Genomic DNA, 22,616 nt, shown 5'->3' on the forward strand with positions numbered 1-22,616 from the left:
GTCCGGGGCGGTGCGGCGCTCAGGCCGCGTGGTCCGGCCGGTCGGCCGGTGGTGCTGTCGTACCCCCGGGTTAACCTGCCGGGATGGGCCGCAGCCAGTCGTTGCCCCGGGGCGACGATCCGCGCTTCGGGCCGGACGCCGACGACTCCGCCAGCCCGATCCTGCACGTCGACATGGATGCCTTCTTCGCCGCCGTCGAGGTGCGCCGCCGCCCCGAGCTGCGCGGCAAGCCGGTGATCGTCGGCGGTGTGGGGCCGCGCGGCGTGGTCAGCTCGGCCAGCTACGAGGCCCGCCGGTACGGCGTCCGCAGCGCGATGCCGACCAGTCAGGCCCGCGCCCGCTGCCCCCACGCGGTCTACCTGCCTCCGGACTTCACGGCGTACACGGCCGCGTCCCGGGCGGTCATGCAGATCTTCCGGGACGTCACCCCGCTTGTCGAGCCGCTCTCCCTCGACGAGGCGTTCCTCGACGTGACAGGCGCCCGCAGGCTGTTCGGCTCCCCGGCGACAATCGCCCGGTTGATCCGGCGTCGGGTCGCCGACGAGCAGGCGCTGACCTGCTCGGTCGGGGTGGCGCCGACCAAGTTCGTGGCCAAGCTGGGCTCCACCCGGGCCAAACCCGACGGCCTGCTGGTCGTGCCTCCGGGCCAGGTCCTCGACTTCCTGCACCCGCTTCCGGTGGACGCCCTGTGGGGGGTGGGGGAGCGCGCCGCCGAGGCGCTGCGCCGGCTCGGCCTGGCCACCGTCGGCGACCTCGCCGAGGCCCCGGTGGGCATGCTGCGCCGGGCGGTGGGTGCGGCGTCCGCCGCGCACCTGCACGAGCTGGCCTGGGGCCGTGACCCGCGGCGGGTCAGCCCCGAGCAGATCGACAAGTCCATCGGCGCCGAGGTCACCTTCGACGTCGACGTGGCCGACCCGGTGGAGATCCGCCGCGCCCTGCTCGCGCTCAGCGCGAAGGTGGGCGTCCGGCTGCGCGGCTCCGGCCAGGTCGGGCGCACTGTCACTCTCAAGGTCCGGCTGGCGGACTTTCGCACCGTCAACCGCTCCCGCACCCTCGGCGTGCCCACCGACACGGCCCGCGAGATGTTCGACACCGTCTGGGCGCTCTACACCGCACTCGACCCGGGGGAGCGGATCCGGCTCGTCGGCGTCCGGGTGGAGGGGCTCGCCCCGGCGCGGGGCGCTCCCCGCCAACTCACCCTCGGCGCGCCGGAGCGCGGTTGGCGGGAGGCGGAAGCTGCCGCGGACGCCGCGGCTGCCCGATTCGGGCGGTCCGTCATAGGTCCGGCCAGTCTGATGGGCGACCGTGACGCCCATCGAAAGGAAAATCCACCCCACCCGTAGGTCGTCCCGCTTTCCGACGCGCGACCCCCCTCGTAGACTTGCGGGTAAGCAGCCGGGTGGCTGCCACGGTCTGTCGGCCCGAGTGGGCCCGACCAACGTGACCGGGGAGGAGTGCCGTGCCGCTCTCGGAGCACGAGCAGCGGCTGTTCGAGCAGATCGAGCGGTCGCTTGCCGAGGACCCCAAATTCGCCTCGGCCGTGCGCGCCAGCGATCCGCGCTTCCACGCGCGGCGTCGCCTGCTCGTCGCTGCCGGCGTGATCATCGCTGGCTTGGCTCTACTGGTCTATGGCGCGGTGATCAAGACTCCACCGCTGGCGGTGGCGGGCTTCGTCGTCATGCTGGCGTCGGCCGCGTTCGCGGTGCAGTCGCACCGGCGGGCGCAGTCACCCGACCTGCACGTGGTGGGTGGCACGACGAGTCGTCGCCGTCCCCGCGGTGGCCGGTCCGGTCGCCGCCGGTCGATCCTGGACCGGATGGAAGACAGGTGGCGGCAGCGCCCGGAGGGGCACCGCTGAGCCCGTCCCGCCGCTGAGGCGGGCCGTACACCGCGACGAGCGGGTTGCCGGGAACACCCCGGCGACCACTGTCGTATCCGCGCGCCCACCGCTCGTTTCGCCTGCTCGCTGCCTTGCGGGGTGTTCGGCGCCTTCGTCGCTTTCCGCCGCTCTTTTCGCGTGCTCGCCGTTCGCCGTGACTGCGCCGCTCAACCAAACGGTGGCGGGTGGGCTGGGTGTGTGCGGTTCGGGGCGACGGTCCGGTGACCGTCGCCCCGAAGTTCACCAGCCTCGGTCAGCGGGCCGCCCGGTCGGCAAGCACCCGCCGCGGGTTCCACCGCAGCAGCCGGTAGCGGACCCGGCCGGTAAGCGCCACCAGACGGCCGGAGGCGTCCGCGAGGGCGATCCGCCAGCGCAGCAGCACCGACGGAGGCAGCACGGTGGCGATCAGTCGGGTCCGGCGATCCGCCCGGGTGGCGAGCGCGCCCCGGACCGCGCGGAGCGCGGGCGGCAGCGGCTCACCGGTCAGCGGGTTCCGCGCGTACCGGGCCCGCTCCTCCGCGCGGCCGAGCAGCCGCGCCGCTCCGACAGCGGCCGTGTCATCGGCGAGGGTTTCGCGGACCAGCCGGTCCGCGGTGGCCCGGGGCGTCTCGGTCTGGTCGACCCGGACCTTGAAGTCGACGAGCGTGTCCAGCAGCTCGGCCCAGGCGGCGTGCGCGTCCGCGCGGGCGCGGCTCGCGTCCGCCTCGACCACCATCACACGCCCGCCGTCGGCCGACTGCGTGTCACCGGGGACGGCGATGGCCGCTGTGGTGTCCGCCCGGCCGGCCCGCCGCCGACGCAGCGCCAGTCGACGAAGCGCCGGCACCGCCAGCAGCGCCAACAGGGCCAACACGCCCGCCGTCCACCATGGCCAGACCGGCGACTGCTCGGCCGGCTTCTCAGCGCCGAGGGAGAGCCCGGAATCGGTGTCGCGGTCGGCGTTGTCCGGGCCGGCCGGCCCCGCCGACGAGTCCGGACCCGTCGGGCTGTCCGTGGCACCCGTCTCCGGGGTGGACGGCTCGGGCGCGTCAGTGTCCGGAGCCCAGGCCGACCGGGTCGAGCCGGGCACGCCGTACGCCGGGGTGGCGTCGAACGGCACCCAGCCGATGCGGTCGAAGTAGACCTCGGTCCAGGCGTGCAGGTTGAGATTGGTAAGCGTGTACGTGTCACCGTCGCGCTTGCTGCCATTGGTGAACCCGAACGCGACCCGGGCCGGGATGCCTGCCGCACGGACCAGCCAGGCCATGGCTGCGGCGTACTGCTGGCAGTAGCCGACCTTGTTGATGAGGAAGTTGACGATGTCCTGGCCGCTGCTGCCGCTCTCGGTGCTGAGCCGGTAGCTGAACCCGTTGTCCGCCGAGAAGTGCTGGTAGATCGCGAGCACGCGGTCGTAGTCGGTGCGCTTGCCCTGGGTCAACCCCTTGACCAGCTCCTCCACCTCCGGCACCGGCACGGGGGTGGTAGTGAGATCGCGGCGGAGCGAGTGGTCGGCGGGCAGCGGCGCAGCGGCCCGCAGCGCCGCCGGCGTGTACGTCGAGCGGACGTAGTCGAAGGAGTACTTACGACCCCGGGAGTTCTCCCGGTTGGAGAAGACGACCTGCCGATCGGAGTCGTAGCGCCAGTTGCCGTTGAGGTCCTTGGTGCGCACCGGCTCGGCGTACACCGGCATGAGGGACATGTTGAGGCTCTTGGTGACCTCCACGGTCGCCTGGTAGCGGGCCTGCTGCACTCCCGGGCCGAGCTGCGCCTTCGGTTCCGGCAGATCCTGGTTGGCCGGACGGCCACTGGGGGTGCGGGCCTGAAAACCACTCGGGCGCAGCTCGTCGGCCACCGCGAAGCGCAGGTAGAAGGGATCCGGCTCGGACGTGGTCACCTTGACCAGGTCGGCCACCTCGGACTGGTTGAGCTGGCCGGCGAGCGACGCGAACAGGTCGACCCGGCCGGTCGAGCCGCCCGCGCCCCGGCCGGTGCCGCTGCCGTTACCCGTGCCGCCGGAGAGCGTGTCGAGCAGGCCGCCGGTCATGCCGGGCACCGCCAGCGGCAGCGCCACGGCCACCACCACGCCGACCACGGCGAGCCGACGGCCGGCGGAGGCCAGCGGCGACGCCTCCCACACGTCGACGTCGCGGCCGTCGCCGGTGAACCGCCTTCCGAACCGGCGGACCCGGTCGACGTTGTCGCTGACCAGCAGCCACAGGAAACCGGCGGCGCCCACCACGAACGGCACCGGGGGGACGCTGTCCACGTAGACGGCCACGGGCACCGAGTAGATCGCGAGCATCGGCAGCCCGGCCAGCGCGGGCCGCCGCAGCCCCACCGCCAGCACGTCCACCAGCACGGCCACACCGCCGACGCCGAGCACGGTGATGAACAGCAGCGGGTCCGTGTCCGGAACCTCGACGCCGTACGAGCGCATGTCCTGCATCGAGCCGCTGAGCAGGTCCGCGAAGTGCCCGATCGTGGCCGGCGTGGGCAGGAAGGCCAGCAGCTCCCCGCCGCTGGGGAACAACCAGGTCAACGCGAGCAACAGGGCGGCCAGCATGCCGAGCACCTGGCCCCAGAGCGGCGCGCGGACGAGCCGCGTCAACGCGGCGACCCCGGCCACGACGGCGACCGTGATCGCGCACTGGATCAGCCACGTCCAGGTCTGGAAGATGGCCGACAGGGGCGCCGCGGCGAGCAGTGTCGCGGCGGCCGCCACCGCGCCGGTGTTCCGGCTGGCGATCATGAGGGGAACCTTCCGTTCATCGCACGCCGCCGGCGACCGTCTCGGCCAGCGCGGCGCGCAGGGCGAAGCCCTGGGATCCTCGGCCGGCCTGCGGCCACAGCGCGGGAAGCCGGCTGCCGTGGTCGACGCCGACCACCCGCCAGCCACTGCGCACCATGGCGAGCACGGCAGCGCCGTGTGCGTGCTCCGCCTCGGCACGGGCCTTCTCCGGGAGGCTCAACCAGGTGGAGCTGTCCAACAGGAAACCGACGCAGGTCGCGCCGTTGCCCCGCAGCCCGGCCAGCAACTCGGCCTCCGCGACGCTCACCGTGCCGAACAGCCCGATGATCAGGCCGCCGTCGGCGCGCTGCCGGACCCGCTGCACCAGCTCGGCCAGCTCGGCCCGCTGGTCCAGCCGCACCTCGGCCAGGTGGTCGAGCAGCACACCGTCGCCGCCACCCTCGGAGGCGTCCACGTCGGCGCCCGAACCGGTGACCAGACGCAGCTTGTAGCCGGCCTGCCGCAGGTGCACGGCGACGCTCGCGGCGGCGGAGACCGCCCACTCGAAACTCGCCGTCGGGCCGTCGCCCCGGTGGCCGTACGCGCGGGTGTCCAGGACGACTGTGGCCCGACTCTCCCAGGGCTGTTCCTCCCGGCGCACCATCAGCTCGCCGGTGCGCGCCGTGGACTTCCAGTGCACCCGGCGCAGGTCGTCGCCGCGGCGGTACTCCCGGGTCGCCGCGTCGTCCTCACCGTGCACGGCCACCGACCGCGCCCGGCTGTCGCCGCTGCCCGCGTACTCCCCGGGGAGCCGGACCGACGGCAGGGGAGTGACCTGCGGGATGACCGTCAGGTGGTCGGTGCTGGGGAAGGCCCGGGTGAGCTCGCAGAGACCGAACGGGTCGGTCATCCGGACCACCAGCGGGCCCACGTCGTACCGGCCCCGCACGTCGGCGCGGACCGTGTACGCCACGGAGCTGGCCTGGTGCGCGCCGAGCCGCTCCAGTACGACCCGGGGCCGGCTGCCCAACGCGTAGGGCAGCCGGTCCTCCAGCAGCAGGGTGCCGGTGGGCAGCCGGGAGAGGTTCTGCAGGCGCAGGACCACCCGGGAGTTGGCCCCGACCGGAACCCGGTGCGGGTCCAGCGACCGGTTGCAGGCCAGCTTGTAACGGCTGCGACCCACGTAGGCGGCGGCCAGCAACGGCAGGATGGCCAGCAGTACGGCCACCCGGAGCAGGTCCTTCTCGCCCAGGATGACGGCCGAGATCGCCGCCGCGATCGCGGCCGCCAGGAACGAGCGCCCGCGGGTGGTCAGCCCGCGCAGCCCGGCACGCACGTCACGGCCTCCGCGGCTCGTAGGGCGCGCGACCGTTTCCGGTGGCGGGCCGGGTGTCGTAGGGGTTGCGTTGCCTGTCGTGCGGCAACGGCAGTCGGTGCACCAGCTCGGAGACGATCGCGTCGGTGGTGCGTCGCGCGAGCTGCGCGTCGGCCGTCGGGATGATCCGGTGCGCGAGCACCGGCACCGCCAGGGCCTGCAGGTCGTCGGGGAGGACGTAGTCGCGGCCCTCCAGCGCGGCGACCGCCCGCGCCGTGCGCAGCAGTTGCAGGGTCGCCCGGGGGGACGCGCCCAGCCGCAGGTCGGGGGCCTCACGGGTGGCGGTGACCAGGTCGATGGCGTACTGCTTGACGGCGTCCGCGACGTGCACCTGCCGGACGGTGGCGATGAGCTGCCGGACGACGTCCGCGTCGGAGACCGCGCGCAGCTCGTTCAGCGGGTCGGTGCCGCCGTGCCCGTCCAGCATGGCCAGCTCGGCGCCGGCGTCCGGGTAACCCATCGCGATCCGGGCGGTGAACCGGTCGCGCTGCGCCTCGGGCAGCGGGTACGTCCCCTCCATCTCGATCGGGTTCTGGGTGGCGATGACCATGAACGGGGTCTGGAGCTGGTAGGTCACGCCGTCGACGGTGACCTGCCGTTCCTCCATGCACTCCAGCAACGCCGACTGGGTCTTCGGCGAGGCCCGGTTGATCTCGTCGCCGACGACCAGGTTGGCGAAGACCGCCCCGGGGCGGAACTCGAAGTCGTGGGTCTCCTGGTTGTAGACGCTGACGCCTGTGACATCGCTGGGCAGCAGGTCGGGGGTGAACTGGATCCGGCGCACCGTGCAGTCGATGGACCGTGCGAGGGCCTTGGCCAGCTTGGTCTTGCCGACGCCGGGAACGTCTTCGATGAGGAGGTGGCCCTCGGCGAGCAGGACGGCCAGGGCCAGCCGCACGGTGGCGGTCTTGCCCTCGATGACCTGCTCGATGTTGGCCACGATGGCCTCGCTGGCGGCGCGGAACTCGTCGTGCGGCAACCGGCCGCCCACCTCGTCCCAGGTCTGTTGTGTCACGGGCCTCCTCCTCGTCGCCGTCACGGCAGCTCTGTTGAGAGCACCTGGACCCGCCGTTGGGTTCGCGACGTCGAGCCTCGTATGCCGCAGGATTCTCACTGGCCTCTCAGGCTAACCATGTTTGTCGCTATCGCCGACCCCCGCAGGTAGTCCGCCGCTTACGGACGGATATTCGCCGAGTTGGGGGATCGACCCTCTGTCACCCCACGTCTCCGACGGCCCGCACGGCGACGCGGTACACTGCCGGACATGGCCGGAGTCTTCCTGCTTCTTACCGGGCCGTGCTGATGCGCTGAAGGCGCGACAGCACGGCGGCCCCTCCTGCGCGAGGGGCTTTTTTGTGCCCGCCGCCGGTCCGGCCCGGTGGTGCCGAGACGAAGCGAAGCGAAGCGAGGAGAGACGATGAGTGAGGCAGCCGCACCGGCGGGCGACATCCCCCCGTTCCGGTACACCGCGGCCCTGGCCGACGAGATCGAGACCCGTTGGCAGGACACCTGGGCGCGCGAGGGCACCTTCCACGCACCGAACCCGACGGGTCCGCTGGCCGATCCGGGCCACCCCCGAGCCGGGGCGGAGAAGCTGTACGTGCTGGACATGTTCCCCTACCCGTCCGGCGCCGGCCTGCACGTCGGTCACCCGCTGGGCTACATCGGCACCGACTGCTTCGCCCGCTACCAGCGGATGGCCGGCCGCAACGTGCTGCACGCGATGGGGTTCGACGCGTTCGGCCTGCCCGCCGAGCAGTACGCGGTGCAGACGGGCACCCACCCCCGGACCACTACTGTCGCGAACATCGAGCGGTACAAGACGCAGCTGCGCCGGCTGGGGCTGGCGCACGACGAGCGCCGCTCGGTGGCGACCATCGACACCGACTTCTACCGCTGGACGCAGTGGATCTTCCTGCAGATCTTCAACTCCTGGTACGACCGCGACGCCGGCAGGGCCCGGCCGATCGCCGAGCTGATCGCCGAGTTCGAGGGCGGTAACCGGTCCACCCCGGACGGCCGCGCCTGGGCCGAGCTGAGCGTCGCCGAGCGCCGCGCGGTCGTCGACGACCACCGGCTGGCGTACGTGTCGGAGGCCCCGGTCAACTGGTGCCCGGGGCTGGGCACCGTGCTGGCCAACGAGGAGGTCACCGCCGACGGCCGTTCCGACCGGGGCAACTTCCCGGTCTTCAAGCGCAACCTGAAGCAGTGGAAGATGCGGATCACCGCCTACGGTGACCGGCTGCTGGACGACCTGGACGCGCTGGACTGGCCCGAGCCGATCAAGCTGATGCAGCGCAACTGGATCGGTCGCTCGCAGGGCGCGCACATCGACTTCCCGACCGCCCTGGCCCCCGTGCGGGTGTTCACGACCCGCCCGGACACCATCTTCGGGGCGACCTACATGGTGCTGGCGCCCGAGCACGAGCTGGTCGACGCGCTGGTGCCTGCCGCCTGGCCGGAGAGCACGAGGGACGCCTGGACCGGCGGGCACGCCAGCCCTCGGGCGGCTGTCGAGGCGTACCGCAAGGCCGCCGCCGCGAAGACCGACGTCGAGCGGCAGTCCGACAGCAAGGAGAAGACAGGCGTCTTCATCGGCGCGTACGCCACCAACCCGGTCACCGGTGGGCAGATCCCGATCTTCATCGCCGACTACGTGCTGGCCGGCTACGGCACCGGCGCGATCATGGCGGTGCCGGCGCAGGACGAGCGGGACTGGGCGTTCGCCGAGGTCTTCGAGCTGCCCATCGTGCGTACCGTGCAGCCGGCGGAGGGCTTCGACGGCAAGGCGTACACCGGGGACGGCCCGGCGATCAACAGCGCCGCGCCCGAGCGCGGCCTGGACCTGAACGGCCGGGGGATCGCCGACGCCAAGGCGACGATCATCGCCTGGCTGGAGGCGAACGGGCACGGCACGGGCGCGGTGACCTACCGGCTGCGCGACTGGCTGTTCTCCCGGCAGCGCTACTGGGGTGAGCCGTTCCCGATCGTCTACGACGAGACCGGTGCCGCCATCGCCCTGCCGGAGGAGATGCTGCCCGTCGAGCTGCCCGAGGTGGACGACTTCTCCCCGAAGACGTTCGACCCGGACGACGCGGGCTCCAACCCGGAGACCCCGCTGTCGCGACGGCGGGACTGGGTCGAGGTCGAGCTGGACCTGGGTGACGGGCCGAAGCGCTACACCCGCGAGACCAACGTGATGCCGCAGTGGGCCGGTTCCTGCTGGTACGAGCTGCGCTACCTGGACCCGACGAACAGCGAGCGGTTCGTCGACGCCGAGAACGAGCGGTACTGGATGGGCCCGCGCGGCGAGGGCGACTGCGGGGGCACCGACCTGTACGTCGGCGGCGCCGAGCACGCCGTGCTGCACCTGCTGTACGCGCGGTTCTGGCACAAGGTGCTGTTCGACCTGGGGCACGTCTCGTCGTTCGAGCCGTTCCGCAAGCTGTTCAACCAGGGCATGATCCAGGCGTACGCGTACACCGACTCGCGTGGCAGCTACGTGCAGGCCGAGGAGGTCGTCGAGCGCGACGGCGCGTACTACCTGGGCGACCTGACGGTCAACCGCGAGTACGGCAAGATGGGCAAGTCGCTGAAGAACGTGGTGACCCCCGACGACATGTGCGCCGCGTACGGCGCCGACACCTTCCGGGTGTACGAGATGTCGATGGGCCCGCTGGAGGTGTCCCGCCCCTGGGAGACCCGGGCGGTGGTCGGCTCGTACCGGTTCCTGCAGCGGGTGTGGCGGGCGATCGTCGACGAGCAGACCGGGGCACTGCGGATCATCGAGGCCCCGGCCGACGAGGCGACCCGCCGGCTGCTGCACAAGGTGATCGACGGGGTCCGTGGCGACATGGACGACATCCGGTTCAACACCGCGATCGCCAAGCTGATCGAGCTGACCAACGGGCTGACCCGACTGTCGGCCACGCCCCGCGAGGTGGCCGAGCCGCTGGTGCTGATGGTGGCGCCGTTCGCCCCGCACGTCGCCGAGGAGCTGTGGCGCAAGCTGGGCCACGACACCTCGCTGACGTACGCGGACTTCCCGACCGCCGACCCGGCACTGCTGGTGGCCGAGACGGTGACCTATCCGGTGCAGGTCAACGGCAAGGTCCGGGGCCGCGTCGAGGTCCCCGCCGACGCCTCCGAGGAGACCGTCCGCGCGGCGGCGCTGGACGCGGTGGCCACGGTGCTGGCGGGCAAGGAACCCCGCAAGGTCATCGTGGTGCCGGGCCGGCTGGTCTCGGTGGTCGCCTGACCAGAGCGGGCGCCACAACCACGGACGGGCGCTACGGAGCGTGACCTCGTCGGAGGCGGACGCCGCGACGAGCGCTATGACTCAGAGGAATAAGTATGCCCCTGAGTCATAGCGCTCGCCGGACCTGTCGCCCCGGCGAGGACTGTCACGCGCTCAACGCCGCCGCCACGACGTCGCGGTGGACGCGCAGCCAGTCGTGCCACCGGCGTACGCCGTCGACCGCGCCCGCGTCGCGGAGCCGGCGCATGGCCGGCACGTCGCGGTCGGCGTCGGCGTCGATGGTCCGCCAGCGCCGGGTCGGCGAAGAACCTCCGATCCTCGGAGTTCCGCCACGGCACCCGCCCCGCGACGTAGCTGAGCACCTGCCGGCCGCGGTCGTCGACGCCCAGGTGGCGGGGCGCGAGGTCCGCGCCCACCTCGGCCAGGTGGCGCAGCAGCGCACCGACGAAGTCCAGGTTGACGGGCGGGGTACGTCGTACCGTGTCGCCGATCCGGACCACGTCGGCGACGAAACCGCCACTGAGCGGCTCCTCGGCGTCGACGCCGTCGGTCGGCCGGGGCACGGTCAGACCGGCATCCGGCGCCGGCGTCGTTCGCCGCGCCACCACTTGTGGACGAGCACGAGGCTCGCGATCAGGCCGAGGCTGGCCGGGGCGGCGGCGTACCAGTTGATGTGGCCGGGTGAGCTGGCGGCCGCGCCGATCGCCGCGTAGCCGAAGGCGGTCGGCGCGGAGGCGATCACGCTGCCGGCCAGGAACGGCAGAACCCGCGCACCGGTCGTGCCGTAGCCGTAGCTGACCAGCCCGAAGCCGGCGATCGGCAGCAATCGGACGGTGATCACGCCGACCACGCTCTGTCGGGCGAACCAGCCGTCGAGGCGGGCCAGGCGGCCCCGGACCCGCTCGGCGACGAACTCCCGGCCGAGCAGCCGGCCGACAGTGAACCCGATCGCCGCCGCCACCAGCGCGGCGCCCAGGGCGTACGCGGCACCCTCCAGCGGGCCGAAGATCGCGCCCGCGGCGAGCGTGATGAAGGTACGGGGGACCAGCGCCACCAGCAGCAGCGCGCCCCCGAGGATCGCCGCCACCGGGGCGAAGTCACCCAGCCGGTCGGCCAGCAGCGGTAGCTGCGCCGGATCCGGCCGGGGCACCAGGAGCAGCAGCAGCCCGCAGACGCCGATCAGCAGGACGAGCAGGGCGAACCGGGCGGCCGACGGCTGCCGGAGCAGCCGCCGGACGGCTCGGATCATGCCCGGGCGGGGGCCACTGCGGAGCGGCGCTCGTTGCGCAGCCGGTCCGACCAGGTGTCGTCCAGCGGGGGGAGCTGGTGTGCCCCGGTGGCCCAGCGCAGCAGCAGGTCGGCCAGGGCCGGGTTGCGGGCCAGCGCCGGGCCGTGCGAATACGTGCCCAGCAGCTTGCCGCGCCACGCGCCCTCGGTGGCGCCGTCGTTGCCGATCCCGGTGGTCACCCGGGCGAGCGGTGCGACCTCCGGACCGAGGTGCGTGCGACCGCCGTGGTTCTCGAAGCCGGTGAGCGGGGGCAGGCCCAGCCGGGGGTCGATCTCGCCGGCCAGCTCGCCGACGGCCCGGCTCTCGCCCCGGTCGGAGCGCAGGTCGAGCAGCTCCAGCCCGCGACACTGCACACCCTTGGCGAAGAAGGAGGTGCCGAGCAGTTGGTAACCGGCGCAGACGCCGAACACCACCGACCCCTGGGCGACCGCCCGGTGCAGGCCGCCGTCGGCGATCAGCCGCTGGGCGCCCAACGCCTGTGGGCCGTCCTCGCCGCCGCCGACCAGGTAGATGTCGGCGGTCGCGGGCAGCCGCTGGTCGGAGCGGACCTCCAGCACCTCGACAGGCATGCCCCGCTGGCGGGCCCGGCGGGCGAGGATCAGGGCGTTGCCCCGGTCGCCGTAGGTGGACAGCAGGTCGGGGTAGATCCAGACGATGCGCAGACTCTCAGATGACACGGTCCAACTCCGCTCGGATGTCCTGGAACGCGGTGTAGTTCGCGATGACCTCCAGCCGTCCGGGCGGGACCGACCGGAGCGCGTCGTCGAACGTGCGGACGTGCTGGAACGGGACGTCGTTGACGTCCAGTCGAACCGCCAGGTCGTATGCCCGGTCGCCGGTGATCAACACCTGCCGGCCACGGAGCGGGGCGAAGTCGACGTCGTAGAGCCAGGAGGTGTCCAGACCGTCGGGGTCGCGCGCGTTGATGGAGAGCAGTGTCGGCGCCTCGTCGGCCATGTCGAAGGCCTCCAGCCAACTGGCCGGGTTCTTGGCCAGCAGCAGCCGGATGTTGCGCCCGTCCTTGTCGACCTGCGCGTACCGGCCGGCCACCGACGTGACGATGCCGAGGCGGGACACCGCGTCGACCGGGCGTACGCCGAACTCGGCGGCCACCGCCAGCGCGGTCGCCGCGTTGCCGAGGTTGACCTTGCCGGGTAGTTGGAGGGAGACCTTGTGCCAGGCGCCGGTGGGGTCGAGCACGCCCTCGTCCTCGACGACCCAGTGCGGCTCGGGTCGGCGCAGCGCGCAGCCGGTGCACCACCACTGTTCGCCGGAACGCTGGATGGTGGAGCCGCACTCCGGGCAGACCCAGGAGTCGTCGTGCCAGCGCTGGCCGGCGCTGAACCAGGTCACGTGCGGCGGGTTGATGCCCCGGGCCGGGTCACCCGGCGGGGTGGCGGCCCACACCACGAGCGGGTCGTCGGCGTTGGCCACCACCCGTACGTTTGTGTGCCGGACCAGCGCCGCGCGCCAGAGCTGCGCCATCATGGCGACCTCCTTGGCCCGGTCCAGCTGGTCGCGGGAGAGGTTCAGCAGCGCGACAACGTGCGGCTCGGTCGCCTCCAGCACCTGGGCGAGGTAGTGCTCGTCGACCTCCAGCACCGCGTACGGGGTGCTGCCGGCCTTGGCCAGCGCCGAAGTGTGCCCGCTGGGCATGTTGGCGCCGAAGGAGTTGGTGGCGACCCGGCCGAGCACGCCGACCGCGGCGGAGGTCAACCGGGTGGTGGTGGTCTTGCCGTTGGTGCCGGAGACGAGCGCGATGGCGCGTCCTGCCGACAGGTGCGCCAGCAGGTCCGGGTCGATCTTCAGCCCGATCCACCCGCCGATCACCGATCCGTCGCCACGGCCGGCGGCCCGGGAGAGCGCCGCGGCGGTCCGTGACACGGAGCTGGCCACCTTGGCCCGTAGGGGCATTTTCGCGTCCGTCACGCGAGCGAGGTTACCGGACCGCCCGCCTCACCAGATCGCCGCCGACGGTGAACCGTTCGGCCGTGGCATCCGTGCGGGAAGGCGGATCGCGCTCCACCGGACGGAGTCGATCTATGTCGGAAAGCGGACCACGCCGGGCGGGCGCTGGCGCCCTCCACTCCGCTCCACCCCGTGTGACGTGCGGTTTTGCCTTCGGATCGGACGCGCCACGCGGGCGAATCTGGTTGCAGGTGGAGGGAAGTGGAGTAAGGTGGGGCCCAATGGTGAGGCCGGGAGGGCTCACCGGCCCGGGGGGTCAGCGGCGCCGCGAACGCCGCTCAAGGGCGAGGGGGTAGGGCCGGATGTTCCTCGGCACCCACACTCCGCGCCTGGACGACAAAGGCCGGTTGATCCTTCCGGCCAAGTTCCGGGATGAGCTGGCGGGGGGTGTCGTGGTCACCAAAGGGCAGGATCGTTGCCTTTATGTCTTTCCGACACCCGAGTTCCAGCGGATCGCGGAGCAGCTGCGCGCGCAGCCGATGACGCACAAGGCGGCCCGGGCCTACAGCCGGGTCTTCTTCGCCAGCGCGCACGACGAGGTGCCGGACAAGCAGGGCCGCGTGACGATTCCGGCACATCTTCGCCAGTACGCCGCGCTCGACCGTGACCTGGTGGTCATCGGCGCGAGCACGCGGGTGGAGATCTGGGACAGGGTCGCCTGGGAGACCTACCTCGCCGAGAGCGAAGACGACTTCGCCGACATCGAGGAGGGGGTGCTGCCCGGCGGTCTGTAGGGCGGAACGGCGCCCGACGTACTGCGAGATCTCCAGCCGCTTTCGAGTTCCTGGCACCCCTTCCCCGGTGCCAGGCGCACGATCCAGTCATCGGGCGACGGTCCGGTGTCAGGCGGGAGCGGATGGGGATCTGGCGGTACGACGGCAGCGCCGTCGCCACGACAGGCGCGTGAGAAGAACGGACGTTTCAACCAGTGGGGGTCAACATGGGGGAGTTGCGCGGCACGCATGTGCCGGTGCTGCTCGAGCGGTGTCTCGAGCTGCTGGCCCCCGCGCTGGGTCGAGGCGGCCGGACGGTGCACGTCGACGCGACGCTCGGCCTGGCCGGGCACGCGGAGGCGGTGCTGGAGGCGCACCCGGAGACGGTCCTGATCGGGCTCGACCGGGACACCGAGGCGCTCGCCCACGCGCGGGTCCGGCTGGCGCGGTTCGCCGACCGGGTGCACCTGGAGCACGCCGTCTACGACGAGCTGCCCGAGGTGCTGGAGCGGCTGGGCTATCCGGGCATCGACGGGATCCTGTTCGACCTGGGTGTCTCGTCGCTGCAACTGGACGCGCCCGACCGCGGGTTCGCCTACGCCCAGGACGCGCCGCTGGACATGCGGATGGACCAGACGCGGGGGGTGACCGCCGAAGAGGTGGTCAACACGTACGCCCATCCGGATCTGGCCCGCGTGCTGCGGGTGTACGGCGAGGAGAAGTTCGCCGGCCGGATCGCCTCGGCGATCATCCGGGAGCGGGAGCGCACCCGGATCACCTCGTCCGCGCGGCTGGCGGAGCTGGTCCGGGACTCCATTCCGGCACCAGCGCGACGAACGGGCGGACACCCGGCAAAGAGAACGTTTCAGGCTTTACGGATCGAGGTAAACAGAGAGCTGGCAGCGCTGGAGACGGCGCTGCCGTCCGCGCTCGACGCCTTGACCGTGGGTGGTCGCATGGTGGTCCTGTCCTACCACTCGCTGGAGGACCGGCTCACCAAGGTGGCGCTCGCGGACCGGGTCCGCAGTAAGGGCCCGATCGACCTCCCGGTCGAGCTGCCCGGGTCCGGTCCGACGTTCCGGCTGCTCAGCCGGGGCGCGGAACTACCCGGGGAGGCGGAGGTCGCCGCGAACCCGCGTGCCGCCTCGGTGCGGCTGCGGGCAGCGGAACGACTCGACCCGAACGCGACAGAGCAGGGGCGGACCGACCGCGAACGGTCCCGCCGCAGGGTGAAGGGGATGCACCAGCCGGGCACGGGGTCAGCCTGATCCGTGGGGGATCAGGGGCGCCGGCCCGGTAGAGGGACGGATGTTGAGGGGGAGGGGACATGAACATTGACAAGCGCGACCGCCGGGACGTCACCGGCGGCGGGCAGCGCGCACCGCGGTCGGGGGGCCGGACCGCGGCGGAGCGAGCCCCGCGCGTGGGGAACGGTACGCCACGCATCGATCGAGTCAACCGGCAGGGGGAGGCTCGCGCCCGGGGGGCGCGCGAGTTCCCGACCCAGGGCAGCGCGGCGCTGCGTCCGGCCGAGAAGGCCGGCGCGGCGGCGACCGCTCGCTCGCCCCGGCTGCGGGTGGCGCCGCCGCCGCCGGTGTCGGTGCCGCGTGCGCCGTTCGCGGCGCTGATCGTGGTGCTTGTCGTCGGCGGGGTGCTCGGCATCCTGGCGGTCAACACCAAGATCAACGAGAACGCCTTCCGACTGGAGAAGCTGCAGCAGCAGCAGTCCCGACTGGACCTGGAGAAGCAGCAGCTCGACAAGCAGATCGCCGACGCCAAGGCGCCCGGCAACCTGACCGCCGAGGCGCGTCGCCTGGGCCTGGTCGACGCCGGTGAGCCGGCGTACATCCGGATGCCGGACGGCAAGCCCATCGGCGTGCCGAAGCCGGCGACCGGCGAGCCGTCGGTCACCAGCCAGGGCGCGGGAGGCTGACCGGTGTCACCGAGGTCGGACGAGCCGCGCCGGGATCCCACGGGGTCCCGGCGCGGCTCTTCGCGTGCGGCCGGTTCGGCCGACGATGAGTCGCGGGCCGGCGAGCAGGGCATCGGGGGCATCTCCGGCGCCCGGGCGTACACCCCGAGGGGTCGGACCGTCCGCGAGGGCACACCGGCGCGCGGTGGGGCCGCCGAGCAGCGGCGTACCCCGCGTAGCACCCGGTCCGGCGACCCGTTCCGGCCGGCGTTGCAGGTGCTCGACGGCGGCCGGGCCGCCGCCCGATCGGGCCGGCGGGACGCGCCGGCGGCCGGCCGGGGCGGCGTCGTGCGGACCGTCGCGCCGCGCACCCCGCGCGGCCCGGCCGGCGACGAGCCGCCGCCGCGCCGCCGCACCACGCCGCGCGCGCCCGGCCGCGCCGACCGACCGGCGGCCCGGCGACCGTCCCGCAAGCCGCCGCGCCCGCCCAAGCTCGCCGACCCGCGGCTGCGGCTGCGCCTGGGCACCGTGCTCACCCTGACGCTCTTCGCCGTCATCGGCGTGCGGTTGATCTTCCTGCAGGCGGTCGACACCCCGGCGTACGCCGGTGGTGGCGTCGCCGACCGGACCCGCACTGTCGAGTTGCCCGCGCCGCGCGGCGCGATCTACGACTTCCGGGGCGAGCCGCTGGCCCACAGCGTTGAGGCGCGGTACGTGTTCGCCGACCCGACCCTGATCGAGGACCGGACCAAACCCGGGTGGATCGGCGCCGACGCCACCGCGAAGGCGCTCTCTCCGCTGCTGGGCATTCCGGCGTCGAAGCTCATCGAGCTGATGAAGCCCCGCAAGCTGGAGAACGGCGTCCAGTCCCGTTTCGAGTACCTGGCCCGGGGGGTGGAGATCCCGACGGCCAAGCAGGTGCAGGCTCTGGACCTGCCCGGCATCTGGGTGCACCGCGACGAGCGCCGGGAGGTACCCGGCGACGACCTGGCGGCCAACCTCATCGGCTTCACCAGCCAGGACATGGTCGGGCTGGAGGGGTTGGAGGCCCGCTACGACGATCTGCTCGCCGGGCAGGACGGCAAGCGGGTGTACGAGGCAGGCCTCGGTGACCTCGCCGCGCCGATCCCGGGCGGCTACAGCAAGACGACCCCGGCCAAGCCGGGCAGCTCGCTCACCCTCACCATCGACCGTGACCTGCAGTTCCGCACCCAGCAGATCCTCAGCGCGGGGATGGCGGGGCAGCGGGGCGCGACAGCCGCCGCCGTGATCATCGACGTGGCCACCGGCGAGGTGCGGGCGCAGGCCAGCGATCCCACCTACAACGCCGCGAAGCCGGGAGACAGCGACCCGGTCGCCCGGGAGGACGCCGCGACCAGCTTCGTGATCGAGCCGGGCTCGGTGCACAAGGCCATCACCTACGCCGCGGCGCTGCAGGAGGGGGTGATCACGCCGGGCACCACCTTCCCCATCGCCAACGCCATCAAGAAGGGCGACACCTGGTTCCCCGACACCCACCCGGCAAACGGCCGGAAGATGAGCGTGCCAGGGATGCTTGCCTACTCGTCGAACGTCGGCGCCATCACCGTCGGCGACCGGCTCGGCCGGGACCGGCTGATCGACTACCAGAAGCGCTTCGGGCTGGGCAAGCCCACCGGCGAGGGTCTGCCCGGCGAGGCCAGCGGGCGGCTGCTGCCGGCCGACGAGTGGAGCGAGTCGTCGCGCGGGTCGGTGCCGATCGGGCACAGCGTCGACGCCACCCCGTTGCAGATGGCCGCCGCGTACGCCACCATCGCCAACGACGGCACGTACGTGCAGCCGCACCTCGTGAAGGAGACGATCGGCCCGGACGGCAAGCGGACCCCCGGGCCGGCGCCTGTCACCCGCTCGGTGCTCAGCCCGCAGAACGCGGCGGCCCTGCGCACCATGCTGGAGGCGGTCACCACTGTCGAGGGCGCCACCGGCACCCTGGCGGCGGTGCCCGGCTACCGGGTGGCCGGCAAGACCGGCACCGGCTGGCGTCGGGTCGACGGCAAGAGGCAGCCGGGCGAGGTGTCCTCCTTCATCGGCATGGCCCCCGCCGAGAAGCCCCGGTACGTGATCGCTGTCTTCGTGTACGCGCCAGGTGGTGGGGGCGCGGCGATCGCCAACCCGGCGTTCCGCGACATGATGCAGTTCACGCTGCGTCACTACCGCGTGCCGCCGTCCGCGAGTGGTTCCGCACCCAAGTTCGTGGTCTATCCGCGCTGAGCAGCGCGGGCGCGACATCATCGGTGAGTGCCGACGAACCACCGGGGCGGCTGTGCGGCCGGAACCGGACGACCGGGTAGGGTCTGACGCCGTGCCCGGCAATCCACGTCCACGTACCGTGACCGGCGTCCGGCTCGGTGACCTCGCCGTCCGGCTCTCCGTCGACCTCCCGGCGGACGCCGCCGACGTGGTCGTCACCGGTGCCACCCACGCCAGCCAGGAGATCCGCCCCGGCGACCTGTACGCGGCCCTGCCCGGCGCCCGCCGCCACGGCGCGGAGTTCGCCGTCGGCGCCGCCGAGGCCGGCGCGGTGGCCCTGCTGACCGACCCGGCCGGTGCCGAGCTGGCGGCGGCGAGCGGCCTTCCCGCCCTGGTGGTGCCCGACCCGCGCGCCGTGCTCGGCGAACTGGCCTCGGCGGTCTACGGCGACCCGACGGCCGCGCTCACCGTCATCGGCGTCACCGGCACCGCCGGCAAGACCTCCACCGCGTACCTGGTCGAGTCGGGGTTGCGCGCCGCCGGGCACACCACCGGGCTGATCGGCACCGTGGAGACCCGGCTCGGCGACCTGGTCATCGACAGCGTGCGGACCACCCCCGAGGCGACCGATCTGCACGCGATGCTCGCCACCGCCCGGGAGCGGGGCGTCACGGCAGTGGTCATGGAGGTGTCCAGCCACGCCCTCGCCATGGGCCGGGTCGGCGGGGTGCGCTTCGCCGTGGGCGGGTACACCAACTTCGGCTCCGACCACCTGGACTTCCACGCCGACAGCGCCGACTACTTCGCCGCCAAGGCGCAGCTCTTCGACGGCCGCTGCGCGGTCGAGGTGCTCAACCACGACGACCCGGCGCTGAAGCCGCTGTACAAGCCGGCGACGGTCAGCTACTCGGCGCTCGGCGACCCGACCGCGACGTGGTGGGCCGACGGCGTCGACGGCGAGGGGTACGCCCAGCGGTTCACCGCACACGGCCCGGACGGCCTGGCGCTGACCGCCGGGGTGGCGCTGCCCGGGCGGCACAACGTGGCCAACGCGCTGCTGGCGATCGCCGCCCTGGTGGGCGCCGGGGTGGACCCGACGACCGCTGCGGCCGGCGTGGCCGCCTGCGGTGGCGTGCCCGGCCGCCTGCAACTGGTCGACGTCGTCGGCCCGGTGCGCGGGGTGGTCGACTACGCGCACAAGGCCGACGCGATCGTGGCCGCGCTCGCCGCGCTGCGCGAGCTGAGCGCCGGCCGGCTGATCTGCGTGATCGGCGCCGGCGGGGACCGGGACCGGGGCAAGCGCCCGGTGATGGGCGCCGCAGCGGCCGAAGGGGCCGACGTGGTGCTGGTGACCGACGACAACCCGCGTACCGAGGATCCGGCCCAGATCCGCGCCGAGGTGCTCGCCGGGGCGTACCGGGCCGGCACGGCCGCCCGGATCATCGAGGTGGCCGGTCGCCGGGACGCGATCGACGAGGCGGTCCTGCTGGCCGAGCCGGGTGACGTGATCGCGCTGCTCGGCAAGGGTCATGAGCGGGGCCAGGAGGTGGCGGGCGAGATGCTCCCGTTCGACGACAGCACCGAGCTGGCCGACGCGCTGCGGGCCCGCTTCTCCGACCGGGCGGGTCAGCGGTGATCGCGCTGACCCTGGCCGAGGTGGCCGCAGCGGTGGACGGGCGGCTCGTGCACGCCGATCCGGCCGCCACCGTCACCGGTTCGGTCGAGTTCGACTCGCGCAAGGTCGGCCCCGGTTCGCTCTTCGTGGCGTTTCCGGGGGAGAAGGTCGACGGGCACGACTACGCGGCGACGGCGCTGGCTGCCGGAGCGGTGGCGGTGCTCGGCACCCGCGAGCTGCCCGAGGTACCGATGGTGCTCGTCGACGACGCCCTGACCGCGATGGGTCGGCTGGCCCGCGCGGCGGTGGCCCGGCTGCCCGAGCTGACCGTGATCGGTGTGACCGGCTCCTCGGGCAAGACCACCACGAAGGACCTGATCGGCCAGCTCACCGCCCGCCTCGGCGCCACGGTGGCCCCGCCCGGGTCGTTCAACAACGAGCTGGGCCACCCGTACACGGCGCTGCTGGCCGGGCCGGACACCCGCTACCTGGTGATGGAGAAGGGCGCCCGCGGGATCGGGCACGTGCGCTACCTCTGCGAGCTGGTGCCGCCCCGCATCTCGGTGGTGCTCAACGTCGGGACGTCGCACATCGGCGAGTTCGGCTCCCAGGACAACATCGCCCAGGCCAAGGGTGAGCTGGTCGAGGCGCTGCCGGCCGACGGGCTCGCCGTGCTGAACGCCGACGACCCCCGGGTGGACGCCATGGCCCGTCGCACCCGGGCCCGTGTGGTTCGCTACGGCGAGGCGCCGGACGCCGACCTGCGCGCCGAGGACGTCACGCTCGACGAGCGGGGGCACCCGTCGTACACCCTTGTCACGCCGGAGGGGCGCGTGCCGGTGCGGCTCGCGTTGACCGGCCGTCACCAGGTCGGCAACACCCTCGCCGCCGCCGCGGTCGCCCGGGAGCTGGGCATGCCGCTGGCCGACCTGGCCCCGGCGCTCGGCGCGCTGGGGCTGAAGTCCACCCGGCGGATGGACGTCTTCGACCGGCCCGACGGGGTGACGGTCATCGACGACTCGTACAACGCCAACCCGGCCTCGATGGCGGTGGCGCTCCGGGCGCTCGCCAGCCTCGGTCGGGAACGGCGTACCGTCGCGGTGCTCGGTTACATGGCCGAGCTGGGCCCGTTCGAGCGCGACGGCCATGCCGAGGTCGGCCGACTCGCGGCCGAGCTGGGTGTCGACCGGCTGCTCGTGGTGGGCGAGCCGGCCGCGCCGATCCACGAAGGCGCGACAGCGGTAGTGAACTGGGGAGGAGAGTCGGTGCTGCTCACCGATCAGGCGGCGGCCGTCGAGGTGCTGCGGGGCGAGCTACGGCCGGGTGATGTCGTCCTGGTCAAGGGTTCCCGGTATCGGACCTGGGAGGTGGCCGACGCCCTGCGCGCCGACGCCGCCGAGGAGGCCAGCCGATGAGGGCGGTCATCGTCGCCATCGGGGTGGCCTTCATCGTCTCGCTGTTCGGCACGCCGATCGCGATCAAGGTGTTCACCCGGCTCAAGGCCGGCCAGCCGATCCGCTCCGACGGCCCGGCCATGCACCAGGGCAAGAAGGGCACGCCCACGATGGGCGGCGTGGTCTTCATCCTGGCCACGGTGATCGCGTACGTGGCTGGGCACCTGGCGCTGACCACGCTGCCGGACCTGCAGATCGCGCAGGTGGAGCCGACCATCACCGCGCTGGTGCTGCTGGGTCTGATGGTCTTCTCCGGCGCGGTGGGCTTCCTCGACGACTTCCTCAAGGTGCGCAAGCGCAACAGCGCCGGTCTGAACAAGCGCGGGAAGCTGCTCGGCCAGATCCTGGTCGGCGCGGTCTTCGGCGTGGTGGCGCTGTACTTCCCGAGCACGATGACCGACGCGACGGGCGCGAAGACCAACACCGAGACGGTGGGCAGCACCACGCTGAGCTTCATCCGGGACATCGACGCCCTGGAGGTCAGCAAGATCGGCGCGGTGATCATCTTCATCTTCGTGGTGATGGCCGCCACGAACGGCGTGAACCTCACCGACGGTCTGGACGGCCTGGCCACCGGCGCCTCGGTGATGGTCCTCGCGGCGTACGCGCTCATCGCGTTCTGGCAGTACCGGCACTGGTGCGCCGACCCGAGCTACAAGCAGCCGTACTGCTACTCCGTCCGGGACCCGCTGGAGATCGCGCTGATAGCCGGGGCCGCGGCGGGGGCCTGTGTGGGCTTCCTCTGGTGGAACACGTCCCCGGCGCGGATCTTCATGGGTGACACCGGGGCGCTGGGCCTGGGCGGCCTGATCGCCGGCATGGCGATGTCCACCCGGACCATCCTGCTGCTGCCGATCATCGGTGGGCTCTTCGTGATCATCACGATGTCCGTGGTGATCCAGATCATCTCCTTCCGGACCACAGGTAAACGTGTGTTCCGCATGTCGCCGCTGCAGCACCACTTCGAGTTGGCCGGCTGGAGCGAGGTCAACATCGTGGTCCGGTTCTGGATCATCGCCGGTATCGGTGTCGCCATCGCCCTGGGCCTGTTCTACAGCGAGTTCCTCGCCAACATGACCTGATCCATCCCTCGTTCGGCCAACCCTGTTCGGCGGGCCCGCTGGCCGATGCGGCGTGCGTGTCGCCGGCGGAGCCCGACACGCCCGGTGCGTCGTTGTGGGCCTGTCGGGCGCGCCGAGCGGTGATGATGTCCGGGTG

At 72.7% G+C, this 22,616-nt stretch carries 16 protein-coding genes and 1 pseudogene; 10 read left to right on the plus strand and 7 right to left on the minus strand.

Annotated elements, in window-relative coordinates; genetic code table 11:
* Positions 1-83 precede the first annotated feature (83 nt).
* Both ACLQ26_RS02540 and ACLQ26_RS02545 read left to right on the plus strand, forming a co-directional pair.
* A complete protein-coding gene (locus tag ACLQ26_RS02540; RefSeq protein WP_425742913.1) occupies positions 84-1,343 on the plus strand; it encodes a DNA polymerase IV in 1,260 nt (419 codons plus the stop codon).
* A gap of 116 nt (positions 1,344-1,459) precedes the next feature.
* A complete protein-coding gene (locus tag ACLQ26_RS02545) occupies positions 1,460-1,858 on the plus strand; it encodes a DUF3040 domain-containing protein (RefSeq protein WP_007463044.1) in 399 nt (132 codons plus the stop codon).
* A gap of 274 nt (positions 1,859-2,132) precedes the next feature.
* Here ACLQ26_RS02545 and ACLQ26_RS02550 read toward each other — a convergent pair whose 3' ends face one another.
* From ACLQ26_RS02550 to ACLQ26_RS02560, 3 genes are read right to left on the minus strand one after another with little or no spacing between them, the layout of a single operon-like run.
* Complete coding sequence (locus tag ACLQ26_RS02550) at positions 2,133-4,607, minus strand: transglutaminaseTgpA domain-containing protein (protein WP_425742914.1); 2,475 nt, start codon at positions 4,605-4,607, stop codon at positions 2,133-2,135.
* Between the two features lie 16 nt (positions 4,608-4,623).
* Complete coding sequence (locus ACLQ26_RS02555) at positions 4,624-5,922, minus strand: DUF58 domain-containing protein (RefSeq protein ID WP_425742915.1); 1,299 nt, start codon at positions 5,920-5,922, stop codon at positions 4,624-4,626.
* Position 5,923: 1 nt separating this feature from the next.
* On the minus strand, positions 5,924-6,976 hold the full coding sequence (locus ACLQ26_RS02560; RefSeq protein ID WP_425742916.1) for an AAA family ATPase: 1,053 nt from the start codon (positions 6,974-6,976) through the stop codon (positions 5,924-5,926).
* 402 nt (positions 6,977-7,378) lie between these two features.
* On the opposite strand from ACLQ26_RS02560, the gene leuS reads away from it, so the two are divergent.
* On the plus strand, positions 7,379-10,219 hold the full coding sequence (gene leuS, locus ACLQ26_RS02565) for a leucine--tRNA ligase (protein WP_425742917.1): 2,841 nt from the start codon (positions 7,379-7,381) through the stop codon (positions 10,217-10,219).
* A gap of 74 nt (positions 10,220-10,293) precedes the next feature.
* Here leuS and ACLQ26_RS02570 read toward each other — a convergent pair whose 3' ends face one another.
* The 4 genes from ACLQ26_RS02570 to ACLQ26_RS02585 are packed head-to-tail and all read right to left on the minus strand — an operon-like array spanning position 10,294 to position 13,421.
* Positions 10,294-10,782: a hypothetical protein gene (locus ACLQ26_RS02570; RefSeq protein ID WP_425742918.1), complete on the minus strand. Its 489-nt coding sequence runs from the start codon at positions 10,780-10,782 to the stop codon at positions 10,294-10,296.
* A 2-nt stretch (positions 10,783-10,784) separates the two neighbouring features.
* Positions 10,785-11,468 (minus strand): TVP38/TMEM64 family protein, encoded by a 684-nt coding sequence (locus ACLQ26_RS02575; protein ID WP_425742919.1) that lies wholly within the window; start codon positions 11,466-11,468, stop codon positions 10,785-10,787.
* On the minus strand, positions 11,465-12,184 hold the full coding sequence (locus ACLQ26_RS02580; protein ID WP_007463036.1) for a type 1 glutamine amidotransferase: 720 nt from the start codon (positions 12,182-12,184) through the stop codon (positions 11,465-11,467). Before ACLQ26_RS02580 ends, ACLQ26_RS02575 begins: the two co-directional genes overlap by 4 nt.
* Complete coding sequence (locus ACLQ26_RS02585) at positions 12,174-13,421, minus strand: MurT ligase domain-containing protein (RefSeq protein WP_363683607.1); 1,248 nt, start codon at positions 13,419-13,421, stop codon at positions 12,174-12,176. The genes ACLQ26_RS02580 and ACLQ26_RS02585 overlap by 11 nt, the downstream gene beginning before the upstream one ends.
* A gap of 356 nt (positions 13,422-13,777) precedes the next feature.
* Between ACLQ26_RS02585 and mraZ the strand changes: the two genes are divergently transcribed.
* The 7 genes and pseudogenes from mraZ to mraY all read left to right on the plus strand — a co-directional run bounded on the left by mraZ (position 13,778) and on the right by mraY (position 22,480).
* Positions 13,778-14,209, plus strand: a complete 432-nt coding sequence (gene mraZ, locus ACLQ26_RS02590; RefSeq protein WP_363683012.1) for a division/cell wall cluster transcriptional repressor MraZ — start codon at positions 13,778-13,780, stop codon at positions 14,207-14,209.
* Positions 14,210-14,415: 206 nt separating this feature from the next.
* Positions 14,416-15,453 (plus strand): annotated as a pseudogene (rsmH, locus tag ACLQ26_RS02595) (16S rRNA (cytosine(1402)-N(4))-methyltransferase RsmH); the annotation flags it as partial.
* Positions 15,454-15,515: 62 nt separating this feature from the next.
* Entirely contained in the window at positions 15,516-16,121 is a 606-nt protein-coding gene (locus ACLQ26_RS02600) for a hypothetical protein (protein ID WP_363683010.1), read from the plus strand.
* Between the two features lie 3 nt (positions 16,122-16,124).
* Positions 16,125-18,350: a penicillin-binding transpeptidase domain-containing protein gene (locus ACLQ26_RS02605; protein ID WP_393296347.1), complete on the plus strand. Its 2,226-nt coding sequence runs from the start codon at positions 16,125-16,127 to the stop codon at positions 18,348-18,350.
* Between the two features lie 52 nt (positions 18,351-18,402).
* Positions 18,403-19,965 (plus strand): UDP-N-acetylmuramoyl-L-alanyl-D-glutamate--2,6-diaminopimelate ligase, encoded by a 1,563-nt coding sequence (locus tag ACLQ26_RS02610; protein WP_425742920.1) that lies wholly within the window; start codon positions 18,403-18,405, stop codon positions 19,963-19,965.
* Entirely contained in the window at positions 19,962-21,359 is a 1,398-nt protein-coding gene (locus ACLQ26_RS02615) for a UDP-N-acetylmuramoyl-tripeptide--D-alanyl-D-alanine ligase (protein ID WP_425742921.1), read from the plus strand. Before ACLQ26_RS02610 ends, ACLQ26_RS02615 begins: the two co-directional genes overlap by 4 nt.
* On the plus strand, positions 21,356-22,480 hold the full coding sequence (gene mraY, locus ACLQ26_RS02620) for a phospho-N-acetylmuramoyl-pentapeptide-transferase (RefSeq protein WP_425742922.1): 1,125 nt from the start codon (positions 21,356-21,358) through the stop codon (positions 22,478-22,480). Before ACLQ26_RS02615 ends, mraY begins: the two co-directional genes overlap by 4 nt.
* The last annotated feature ends 136 nt before the right edge of the window (positions 22,481-22,616 follow it).

Origin of the sequence: Micromonospora sp. DT43, assembly GCF_049841645.1 — a bacterium.
In the GTDB taxonomy this organism is placed as follows: domain Bacteria; phylum Actinomycetota; class Actinomycetes; order Mycobacteriales; family Micromonosporaceae; genus Micromonospora.